11 protein-coding genes are annotated in these 9979 nt (G+C 69.3%); 2 read left to right on the top strand and 9 right to left on the bottom strand.

Annotation, left to right across the window (positions count from 1 at the left end; all coding sequences use genetic code 11):
- Positions 1-235: 235 nt before the first annotated feature.
- The 5 genes from J2X45_RS12850 to J2X45_RS12830 form a co-directional block, all read right to left on the bottom strand.
- Positions 236-745: a F0F1 ATP synthase subunit B gene (locus J2X45_RS12850; RefSeq protein ID WP_310215273.1), complete on the bottom strand. Its 510-nt coding sequence runs from the start codon at positions 743-745 to the stop codon at positions 236-238.
- A gap of 10 nt (positions 746-755) precedes the next feature.
- Entirely contained in the window at positions 756-1292 is a 537-nt protein-coding gene (locus J2X45_RS12845; protein ID WP_310215270.1) for a hypothetical protein, read from the bottom strand.
- A gap of 126 nt (positions 1293-1418) precedes the next feature.
- Positions 1419-1643: a F0F1 ATP synthase subunit C gene (locus J2X45_RS12840; protein WP_004615714.1), complete on the bottom strand. Its 225-nt coding sequence runs from the start codon at positions 1641-1643 to the stop codon at positions 1419-1421.
- A gap of 49 nt (positions 1644-1692) precedes the next feature.
- On the bottom strand, positions 1693-2454 hold the full coding sequence (locus J2X45_RS12835; RefSeq protein ID WP_268066431.1) for a F0F1 ATP synthase subunit A: 762 nt from the start codon (positions 2452-2454) through the stop codon (positions 1693-1695).
- Between the two features lie 5 nt (positions 2455-2459).
- Positions 2460-2840 (bottom strand): AtpZ/AtpI family protein, encoded by a 381-nt coding sequence (locus J2X45_RS12830; RefSeq protein WP_310215267.1) that lies wholly within the window; start codon positions 2838-2840, stop codon positions 2460-2462.
- A 420-nt stretch (positions 2841-3260) separates the two neighbouring features.
- On the opposite strand from J2X45_RS12830, the gene J2X45_RS12825 reads away from it, so the two are divergent.
- Together J2X45_RS12825 and J2X45_RS12820 are read left to right on the top strand one after the other, a co-directional pair.
- Positions 3261-3650 carry a DUF6481 family protein gene (locus tag J2X45_RS12825; RefSeq protein WP_310215265.1) on the top strand — a complete coding sequence of 130 codons (390 nt, stop codon included), beginning with the start codon at positions 3261-3263 and terminating at the stop codon, positions 3648-3650.
- A gap of 69 nt (positions 3651-3719) precedes the next feature.
- Positions 3720-4499 (top strand): TSUP family transporter, encoded by a 780-nt coding sequence (locus J2X45_RS12820; protein ID WP_310215263.1) that lies wholly within the window; start codon positions 3720-3722, stop codon positions 4497-4499.
- 114 nt (positions 4500-4613) lie between these two features.
- On the opposite strand, the gene smc is transcribed toward J2X45_RS12820, so the two are convergent.
- From smc to J2X45_RS12800, 4 genes are all read right to left on the bottom strand, one after another.
- On the bottom strand, positions 4614-8057 hold the full coding sequence (gene smc / locus J2X45_RS12815) for a chromosome segregation protein SMC (protein WP_310215261.1): 3444 nt from the start codon (positions 8055-8057) through the stop codon (positions 4614-4616).
- A gap of 21 nt (positions 8058-8078) precedes the next feature.
- Positions 8079-8687, bottom strand: a complete 609-nt coding sequence (locus tag J2X45_RS12810) for a thioredoxin domain-containing protein (protein WP_310215258.1) — start codon at positions 8685-8687, stop codon at positions 8079-8081.
- Positions 8687-9301: a DsbA family protein gene (locus tag J2X45_RS12805; protein ID WP_310215256.1), complete on the bottom strand. Its 615-nt coding sequence runs from the start codon at positions 9299-9301 to the stop codon at positions 8687-8689. The genes J2X45_RS12810 and J2X45_RS12805 overlap by 1 nt, the downstream gene beginning before the upstream one ends.
- Positions 9302-9427: 126 nt before the next feature.
- Entirely contained in the window at positions 9428-9967 is a 540-nt protein-coding gene (locus J2X45_RS12800; protein WP_010918264.1) for a DUF721 domain-containing protein, read from the bottom strand.
- Positions 9968-9979 lie beyond the last annotated feature (12 nt).

Raw genomic sequence — 9979 nt, 5'->3', positions numbered from 1 at the left:
CTCCTCCCCCGGAGGGGGAAGAAGGAAGCGCACCTTCTGCCCCCTATGGGGGCGGACGACCATGCGAAGCATGGTCCGGTGGGGGCCTGCGGCCTTTCCGACTTCCACCCATCGCCGAATTTAGCGATGTCCGCTTCCCAGCAGCCTTCCCTCCGCTCCAACACACCGCCCAAGAGAAAGGGCGCGGACCTTGCGATCCGCGCCCTTCTGTTTGTCTACCCGATGAGACCGGCGGCTATTGCAGCTTGGCGCCCATCTGGCTGATCGCGGCGTCGACCAGAGCGTCGCCCTTGGCGCCCGCGAGACGGGCGGCCAGGACGGTTTCAGCGGCTTGAGCGGCGAGATCCACCGCAGCGGCCTTAACGTCCGCGGCGGCTTGCGCCTCGGCCTGGGCGATCTTGCGTTCGGCCATCTCGGCGCGGCGCTTGATCTGCTCTTCGAGCTTTTCCTTGGCTTCCTCGGCCAGACGCTTGGCGTCGGCCTTGGCGGCTTCCAGCATGCTGACGGCCTGACGCTCGGCGTCCTCGCGCTGGGCCTTCACGTCCGCGAGCAGGGCCTGGGCCTCTTCACGCAGTTGCTGGGCTTCGTCGAGCTCGGCCTTGATCTTGGCGGCGTAGCCGTCCAGAGCGCCAAACAGCGCGCCCGGCAGGACCTTCAAGAAGATCAGCAGGCCGAAGAAGATCACCAGGGCGCCCAGAACCCAGAACTCCGGGTTCGAGAAGCTGAACAGGGATTGGTGTTCCATGGTTCGCTCCTTAGGCCAGAGCCGACTTCAGCTCGGCGGCCGAAGCCGCCTTGCCCGTCAGCTTCTCGACGATCGCGCCGGCCGTCTCTTCGGCCACCACGCGGACCTGGCTCATGGCCCGGTCGCGAGCGGTCTGGATCGAAGCCTCGGCCGCAGCCAGCTTCTCGGCCAGGACGGCCTCTTCCTTGGCCTGACGCTCGGCGGCTTCGGCCGAAGCCTTGGCCTTGGCGTCCGCAGCGGTCTTCTGGGCCTTGGCGCGGGCTTCGGCGACTTCCGCCGCCGCGGCGCGAGCCTGGGCTTCAGCCTCGTCCTTCATGCGACGGGCGTCGGCGATGTCGCCGGCGATCTTGGCGCCGCGCTCGTCGATCGCGCCGCTGACCCGGGGCAGCAGGCCCTTCGACAGCACCGCATAGAGAACGGCGAAGATGATGAGCAGCCAGACGATCTGACCACCCCAGTGCTCGAACTGCAGCTGCGGAAGGCCGCCGCTTTCGTGCTTCTGGGGGGCTTCCGTCGTCTCGGTCGTGCCGTGATGTTCCGTCGCCATGGGCGAGGGCGCCTCTCAGCTAGTGCGCTTGGAGCGGGCCGTGTTCCGACCCGCTCCAGGAAGCGCGAGAAAACAAAAGCATGGGGCGCGTCGCTTCCGATGAAGCGCCGCGCCCCAGGGGTCGGATTACGAGAACAGGATCAGGAAGGCGATAACCAGGGCGAAGATGCCCAGGGCTTCCGTCAGCGCCATGCCCAGGAAGAGCATCGGGCGCTCTTGAGCGGCGGCGGTCGGGTTACGCAGAGCGCCTTGGAAGTAGTTACCGAACATCACGCCCAGGCCAACGCCCGCGCCGATCATGCCCAGCATCGCCAGACCAGCGCCGATGTACTTAGCAGCAGCAGCGTCCATGATTGAGACTCCTTAGGAAGGGTATGTAGGTTGAAAGACTAAAGGTTGATCAGTGGCTGTCGAGGTGCACGACGTCGTTGATGTAGACGCAGGCAAGCACCGCGAACACGAAGGCCTGCAGGAAGGCCACCATGAACTCGAGGGCCGTCAGGGCGACGACCGAGGTCAGGGCCAGGGCCGCACCGGCCCAGCCCAGCACGCCGAGACCGCCCAGGGCGACCACGAAACCGGCGAAGATCTTCAGCACCACGTGACCGCCCAGCATGTTGCCGAACAGACGCAGGCCCAGGGTGATCGGGCGGATCAGGAACGACAGGATCTCGATCGGCACGAGCAGGAAATACAGCGGCCACGGAACGCCCGACGGGGCGAACAGCTTGAAGAACTTGATGCCGTTCTTGGCGAAGCCGACCGCGACCACAGTCAGGATGACCATCAGGCCCAGCGTCAGGGTCACGGCCAGTTGCGAGGTGGCGGTGAACACCAGGAACATGCCTTGGACGTTCATGAACAGCACGAACGCGAAGAGCGTGAAGATGAAGGGCAGGAACTTCTTGCCGTCGTGGCCGATGATCGACTCGGCCAAGCCATCGACCAGTCCGTAGAGCATCTCGCCGACCGCCTGCAGGCGGCCCGGAACCACGGCCTTCTTCGCCGACAGGGCGTAGAAGCCGATGATCAACAGCGCGGCCGACATCATGGCGGCCACGGAGTTCGTGATCGACAGGTCAATGGCGCCGAGGCCAGGAACGGTCACGGTGGGCAGTTCCACGATCTTCTGGATCTGGAACTGGTGCATCGGATCGGCCATCGGCCCTAGTCTCTCTTCTGCTTGGGGGCGGTAGACCCGCCTCCCGTGTCTCCGTCGGCGTTCCCTTGCGGGGACGGCGCCGACGCCTGCGCGCTCAGTTTCATCGCCTTGCGGACGATGGAGAAAATCGCGAGCCCCAGACCGATCAGCAGACCGCCGACCATGCCCCAAGGGCTCGTGTGAGCGTAACGATCAAGCAGCCAGCCGAAGCCGACCCCCACCAGTACGCCCCCGATCAAGTCCGCCAGCAGACGGTAGCCGTCCTGCGTGGCTCTTTCGGACGTGGCCTTCGAAGGCTTTTCCGCCGCCTTCCTCGCCTCAAATGCGTCGAGCCGAGCGTCCAGGCTTTCGAGAGCCTTGTCGTTCGGTTCGTCGGCCTTGGGCATGGGAAGCGGCAGGTCCGAAAACGCCGAGGACGCGCCAAAACGAGGCGCTTTTCCAGCCGGCTTGATCGGCGCGGAACCTATAGACCTCGCTGCGGTGCGTCAAGGTGAGCGATTTTCCTGGCAAGTGACGGTAATACTTAAGGATTTCGTCGCCCTGCCCGGGGAGAGGCAAAACCATCCCCTGATCGCGCCCGCCCGGGGTGGCGCGTTGTGGGGGAGAGGCCCTCCCGAACCCCTGGCGGGGCAGTTCCACTGCGTCATTTCGACGGGGCTCTATCAAATGTCACACGCCGCCCCTATCTGACCTGTGCCCTTTAAGCGTCGCTTCCCCTAGGCAAGGAGCGGCGGAGCCCGATGACGCATTGATTTTTTCGTCAATCTGGGCTTAAGAGCCGCCGCCTCCAAACAACACGAAGATTCATGTCGCACCTGAAGAACACCGGATTCGCCGATCGTATTTCTGCCCAGCAGGAAGCCAAAAAGGCCATGTTGGCCAAGTTCAAGGCCAAGCCGACGGTCCAGGATCCCGATTTCGACAAGCGCGAAGAGCTCCGCGCCGCCGAACTCGAGGCCGTCCGCGCCGCCCGCGCCGAAGCCAAGGAAAAAGCCCGTCTCGAAGCCCTGGCGCGCCAGGAAGAACTGATGGCCGTCAAGCGCGCCGAGCGCAAGGAGCGCAAGGCCCTCGAAGCCGCCGAGATGCGCGTCCGCAAGGAAGAAAAGGCCAAAGAGCGCGATGAACTGCGCGCCTTGGGCAAGACGACCAACAGCAAGGCGTCTCGCGCCCACCAGTGGGCCAGCCTGCTGGGCTAAGATCGATAAGGGGTCCTTCGGGGCCCCTTTTTCTTTGCGCCCGTGGCTGAACAAGACCATGAGCGGCTGATGGTATCACTCGACGTCCTCGCCAGCCTGTTCGTGGTCGCCGCCCTGGCGGGCGCGCTCGACGCCATTGCTGGCGGCGGCGGGCTCGTGACTCTGCCGGCGCTGCTGCTGGCCGGCCTGTCGCCGGTCCAGGCCCTGGGCACCAACAAGCTGCAAGGCGCGATCAGCGCTCTGTCCTCGACCAGCGCCTTCGCCCGGCGTGGCCTGATCGACTGGAAGGCGGCCTTGCCGGTCGCCGGCGCGGCCGCCCTGTCGGGTCTTGGCGGCGCGCTCTGCGCCAGCCTGCTGTCGCCCGAGCTTCTGCGCGCGATCGTGCCGCTGCTGCTGATCGCGATCGCGCTCTATTTCGGCTTCTCCCGGGCGATCAAGGCCGAGGACGTTCAGCCGCGGATGGCCCTTGTCCCGTTCGCCTGCTTTGTCGCGCCGATGGTCGGCTTCTATGACGGGATCTTCGGACCCGGCGCGGGGGCCTTTTACATGGTCGCGATCGTCACCCTGCTGGGCTACGGCGCGCTGAAGGCCACCGCCCACACCAAGCTCGCCAACGCCGCCAGCAACCTGGGCAGCCTCTTGCTGTTCACGGTGAAGGGCGCGGTCGTCTGGCCCGTGGGCCTGGCCATGGCCGCGGGAGCGTTCATCGGCGCGCAGGTGGGTTCGCGCCTGGCGATGCGATTTGGGCCCAAGCTGATCCGACCTCTGCTGGTTGTGATCTCGTGCGCCATGGCCGTGAAGCTGCTGGCCGATCCGGCCAACCCGCTGCGGATGGCGGTGGGGTTCTAAATCCTCCCCCCAGAGGGGGAGGTGGCCCGAAGGGCCGGAGGGGGACGTTGTCCTGGCCTGGTCTTTCCCTTCTCCGTCGGCTGCGCCGACACCTCTCCCACGGGGAGAGGATTTTTAAGCCGCCACCAGCTTTTCCGCCGTGCTCAGGTCCACGCTGACCAGTTGGCTCACCCCGCGCTCGGCCATGGTCACGCCGAACAGGCGGTCCATGCGGCTCATGGTCACCGGGTTGTGGGTGATGGCGATGAAGCGCGTCTGGGTGCGGCGGCGCATCTCGTCGAGCATGTTGCAGTAGCGGTCGACATTGGCGTCATCGAGCGGGGCATCGACTTCGTCCAGCACGCAGATCGGCGCCGGGTTGGCCAGGAACACGCCGAAGATCAGGGCGCTGGCGGTCAGGGCCTGCTCGCCGCCGCTCATCAGGCTCATGCTGGCCATGCGCTTGCCGGGCGGGCAGGCGAAGATCTCCAGGCCCGCTTCCAGCGGGTCGTCGCTTTCGATCAGCTTCAGCTCGGCCTGGCCGCCGCCGAACAGCGCCTGGAAGAGGGTCTGGAAGTTGGCGTTGATCACGCCGAAGGCGGCCAGCAGGCGCTCGCGGCCCTCGGCGTTCAACTCTTCGATCCCGGCCCGGAGCTTGGTCACCGCGCCCGAGAGATCGGCGCGCTCGCTGCGCATGGTCTCCAGGCGGCCGGCGTATTCCTGCGCCTCCTCCTCGGCGCGCAGGTTCACCGGACCGATCGCGTCGCGCTCGCGCTCCAGGGCGAACAGGTGGGCCTCGACGCCGGCGGCGTCCTTCGGCACAGCCACCGCCTCGCCGGCGACATGGCGACCCAGCTCCTCGGGCTCCATGCGGGCTTGTTCGCGGATGGCCGAGGCGACCTCGGCGAAGCGCTGGCGGGCGCCGTCCAGGTGCGCGACCAGGGCCGCCCGCTTTTCGCGCGCCTCGCCGGCGGCCTGTTCGGCGGCGCGCGCGGCGCGGTCGGCGTTCAGCCGGGTGGTCTCGGCGGTCTCCAGGGCGTCGCTGGCCTTGGCGCGACGCGCCTCGGCGGCGGCGAACTCGTCAAGCAGCGCCACCAACTTTTCCTGCAAGGCGGCCGGCGCCTCGCGGGCGGCTTCCAGGGCGGCCGCGGCTTTCACGCGGTCGCCTTCGAGCGCCTCGGCGCGTTTTGCGGCCGCGTCGGCGCGCTTGCTCCAGTCGGCGCGGTCGCGCTCCAGGCTTTCGAGGCGGCGCTGGCGGCCGGCGCGCTCGCGGGTCTCGACATCAAGGGCTGTCCGCGCCGCGCTCGCGGCCTCGCGGGCCTGGGCGGCGGCTTGGCGGGCTTCGGCGAGCTGCGGCTGCAGGTCGCCTGAGGTCTGGGCGACGGCATGGGCCTCACGCGCCTCGGTCAGGGCGGCGTCGGCCTCGAGCTTCTCGGCCTCGAAGCGGGCGATGGTGTCGTCCAGCGACTGGGCGCGGGCGGCGCGCAGGGCCTGTTCGCGCTCGAACTTGGCGACCTGCTCTCGGGCCTGGGTGAGCAGCCGCTCGGCGTCGGGCGGGCCGCGCCGCTTGTCGCGCAGCAGGTCCTCGGCCGCGCGCAGGCGATCGGCGGCCGACTTCAGCGCGATGGTGGTGGCCTCGGCGCGGGGCGCCATGACGTCGATCTCGGCCTCGACCTCGGCCAGCCGCGTGCGTTGCTCCAGCCGCACGGCCGCAGGGCGGGGCGCGTCCGCGCGGGCCACAAAGCCGTCCCAGCGCCAGAGGTCGCCGTCCTTCGAGACCAGGCGCATGCCCGGCTTCAGCTCTTTTTGCAGGCGATCGCCGTTGGCGCGGGTGACCACGGCTACGTGCGAGAGGCGGGCGGCCAGGGCCGGCGGCGCCTTGACCAGCGGCGCCAGGGGCTCGGCGCCCTCGGGCCACACTGGCGCGGGCGCTTCGGCGCCGCCCCAGTACGAGGGCGCCTTCGGATCGAGCGCAGCGTCGAGATCATCGCCCAGGGCGGCGGCCAGGGCCGCGCCATAGCCCTTGTCGGGCGAGACGCTGTCCAGCGCCGGGGCGTGGCCGCTCTTGGTGCGCGGCGCGGTCAGCTGCGCCAGGCCCCGCGCCTCGGTCCGCAGGCGGCCCAGCTGGTCCTCGACGCTGCGCGCCAGCTGACGGGCCTGGGCTTCCTGCTCAGCGGCCTTCACGCGGGCGGTTTCCGCCTCTTCCAGGGCGGCGCGTGCGGCGGCGAGGGCGGCTTCGGCGTTGGCGAAGCGCTGGCGCGCGTCGGCGGCGGCCGGGTCGACCTCGGGACCGACGGCGGCGCGCTCGGCGCGGGCCTGATCCAGGGCGCGGTTGGTGCGGTTGGCGCGGGCTTCGGCCTCGGAGAGGCGCGCGGCGGCGGCGCGGCCTTGCGCTTCCTCGGCCGCGACCCTGGCGGCCAACTGCTCGACGGCGGCCTCGGCGGCGGCGCGAGCTTCTTCGGCGGCCTTGGCGGCGGCGGCCAGCTCCGGCCCCCGCTCGGGCGCGGCGGCGACCAGGGCGCGGACTTCCTCCAGCTCCGGCTCGATCCGGGCGAGGGCGGCGGCGGCGTCGTCCTTGCCTTGCGCTTCTCGGGCGCGGTCGGCGTCGATGCGGGCAAGGTCGTTCGACAGGCGCTCGAACTCCGCGGCGGCGGCCTCGGCCTCGCGCTCGGCGCGGTCCTTCTGGATCGCCAGCTGGCCGAGGATCGCCTGGGCGATGGTCGCCTCTTCGCGCAACGGCGGCATGGCGCCTTCCGCCTCGGTGATCGCCACCTGGGCGGCGGCGCTGGCGCGGGCGGTCTCTTCGACCAGGCGCGCGGCGGCCGTGGCCTCGCTGGTGGTGCGTTCGAGGTGGTCGCGGGCCTCGGTCCAGCGGGCGTAGAGCACCGCGCCCTGCACGGCGCGGATCTCGGCCGACAGGCGCTTGTACTTCTCGGCCTGACGGGCCTCGCGGCGAAGCCGGTTCAGCGCGGTTTCCAGCTCGCGCGCCACGTCCTCCAGGCGTGAGAGATTGGTCTCGGCGGCCCGCAGGCGCAGTTCGGCCTCGTGGCGGCGTGTGTGCAGGCCAGAGACCCCGGCCGCCTCTTCCAGGATGCGGCGGCGGTTCTGCGGCTTGGCGCCGATCAGCTCGCTGATCTGGCCCTGCCGCACCAGGGCCGGCGAGTTGGCGCCCGTCGAGGCGTCGGCGAACAGCAGCTGGACGTCGCGCGCCCGCACCTCGCGGCCGTTGATCCTGTAGGTGGAGCCCTCGCCGCGATCGATGCGACGGACGACTTCCAGAATCGGGTCGTCATTGAACTGGGCCGGGGCTGTGCGGTCGGCGTTGTCGATGGTCAGGGTGACGTCGGCGTGGTTGCGGGCGGGGCGCGCGCCGCTGCCGGCGAAGATCACGTCGTCCATGCCCCCGGCCCGCATCGCCTTGGCCGAGTTGGCGCCCATCACCCAGCGCAGGGCTTCCAGGAGGTTGGACTTGCCGCAGCCGTTCGGGCCGACGATGCCGGTCAGTCCCGGCTCGATCCGGAACTCGGTCGGCTCGACAAAGGACTTGAAGCCCGACAGGCGGAGGCGCTGGAACTGCACGGAGGCGGTCCCTTCCGATCCCTAGCCCTTCGCCGCCAGGGCGAAGATCTTGGACAGCGCGGCCAGGTCAGCCTCGCCCTCATAGGGGGCGCCGTTGACGAAGAAGGTGGGGGTCACCTGGACCTGATCCTCGCCGATCGCCCGGCGGAAGCGCGTATTGACCCCGTCCAGCGCCTTGGTGTCGTTCATGGCGGCGGTGAACTGGGCCTCGGTCAGGCCGTATTGCTGGCCGATCGCCAGCAGGCCTTCCCATAGGCGCCCGCTCTCGAAGATCGCCGCCTGCTTCTGGAAGACGGTCGTGAGGACTTCGAAATACTTTCCCGGCACGCGCCGGGCCAGCAGGAAGCCGGCGGCGGCGAACTCATTCGGCGGCGTCAGGAACTCGCGGAAGACCAGGCGCACCTTGCCAGTGTCGATGAACGCCTTGCGGATCTGCGGCTGCTCGGTGGTCCACCAGTGGGCGCAGTGATTGCAGCTGGCCGAGGCGTAGACCACGAACTGCACGGGCGCGGTGGCCGCGCCCAGCACCATGTCGCCCGGCGCGGGCGGCAGCGACCGGGCGCGTGCGACCGAAGGCCCCGCCGTGAGGGCGAGGCCGCTGGCGATCAGGATGCGCCGATCCAGGGTCATTACTTGGAGGCTTCCGCGATCGCGGCGTCCAGCTGGGCCAGGGTCTGCTCGCCGCCCTCTTCGCCGCCCAGGCGCTTGCCGTTGACCTCGAAGGTCGGGGTGCCGCGGATGTTGTTGTCCGACATCATCTTCTCGATGCGCTCGGCCGACTTGGCGGCGTTTTCGTCGCTGAGGCAGGCGTTGAACTGGGCTTCGTTCATGCCGGCGGCCTGGGCGATGGTCAGCAGCTCGCCGCGGATGTCGCCGCTGGTGAAGATGGCGGTCTGGGCGCGGTACAGGGCTTCGGTGACCTGGAAGTACTTATCCTTGCCGGCGCAGCGGGCCAGCATGGCGCCGGCGTTGGCCAGGCGCGGTTCGCCGGTCAGGGCGTCGCGGTGGACGTACTTCACCTTGCCGGTGTCGATGTACTTGGCCTTGAAGGCCGGGAAGACTTCGGCGTTCCAGGTCGCGCAGTGCGGGCAGGCGACCGAGGCGTACTCGATGACCGTGACCTTGGCGTTCGGATCGCCCAGGACCATGTCCTCAGCCGTGACCTCGGTGCTCTTGGGCGAGCAGGCCGCGAGGCTGGCCGCAAGGGCGGCGACGATGGTGACTCGGCTGATCAGCGAACGCATGAAATGGCCCCTTGGCGGTCGATGGAGAGGTTAAACCCGATTCTCGGTAGGCGGCGAAAAAGGCGCAACCGTGACCAGCGTCATGAGCGTGAGCAGGCCGGCCTTGTCAATGGCTGGATCCCGTCTCTAGCGCTCGGACGAGAGGACCCCGCGACCAAGCTTCAGCAGGGCCTGCTTGAGCGCCCCGTCCGGCTGTTCGGCCAGGCTGTCGGCCAGCTGCTTCTCCAGCGCCGCGTCCAGCGGCGGCTTGCGGCGCAGGCGCGTCGACGGCGCGGCGGCGGGCGCCTTGACCGGGCCCTGCACGATCCGCAGGCGGGTGACCACGCCCTTGCCCAGCAACATGTCGAGCCGGGCGGTGATCTGCGGCGCCTGGTGCTGGATCAGCGAGGCGACCGGCCCGTCGACGCGCAACTCCAGCGCCCCGCCCTCGCCGTTGCGCCCCTTGATGATGCGGACGGGTTCGGTGCGGCGCGCCAGGGTGTCGCCGACGATCTCCTTCCAGCGCGCCTGCAGGGCGGCGGGACCCTTGCCGAAGCGGTCCTCCAGGTCCTTGAGCAGCGGCGCAAGGTTCTTGCCCGCCGGCGGCGGCGGACGGCGCTGGGGCTTGGTCCGCTTGCTACGCAGGATCGCGATGGCTTCTTCCGGCGTGGGCAGGGGGCGACGCATGCGAGGAAGCTA

It is taken from the genome of Caulobacter sp. BE264 (assembly GCF_031457805.1).
GTDB lineage: Bacteria > Pseudomonadota > Alphaproteobacteria > Caulobacterales > Caulobacteraceae > Caulobacter.
The sequence above is the reverse complement of the archived record's forward strand: the minus strand, read 5'-3'. Positions and strand labels throughout refer to the sequence as shown.

Coding starts and splice junctions, on each gene's coding strand:
- J2X45_RS12810 (WP_310215258.1), bottom strand. CDS start 8,687: ATGACCCTGGATCGGCGCATCCTGATCGCCAGCGGCCTCGCCCTCACG.
- J2X45_RS12845 (WP_310215270.1), bottom strand. CDS start 1,292: ATGGCGACGGAACATCACGGCACGACCGAGACGACGGAAGCCCCCCAG.
- J2X45_RS12825 (WP_310215265.1), top strand. CDS start 3,261: ATGTCGCACCTGAAGAACACCGGATTCGCCGATCGTATTTCTGCCCAG.
- J2X45_RS12830 (WP_310215267.1), bottom strand. CDS start 2,840: ATGCCCAAGGCCGACGAACCGAACGACAAGGCTCTCGAAAGCCTGGAC.
- J2X45_RS12835 (WP_268066431.1), bottom strand. CDS start 2,454: ATGGCCGATCCGATGCACCAGTTCCAGATCCAGAAGATCGTGGAACTG.
- J2X45_RS12820 (WP_310215263.1), top strand. CDS start 3,720: ATGGTATCACTCGACGTCCTCGCCAGCCTGTTCGTGGTCGCCGCCCTG.
- J2X45_RS12840 (WP_004615714.1), bottom strand. CDS start 1,643: ATGGACGCTGCTGCTGCTAAGTACATCGGCGCTGGTCTGGCGATGCTG.
- J2X45_RS12800 (WP_010918264.1), bottom strand. CDS start 9,967: ATGCGTCGCCCCCTGCCCACGCCGGAAGAAGCCATCGCGATCCTGCGT.
- J2X45_RS12850 (WP_310215273.1), bottom strand. CDS start 745: ATGGAACACCAATCCCTGTTCAGCTTCTCGAACCCGGAGTTCTGGGTT.
- J2X45_RS12805 (WP_310215256.1), bottom strand. CDS start 9,301: ATGCGTTCGCTGATCAGCCGAGTCACCATCGTCGCCGCCCTTGCGGCC.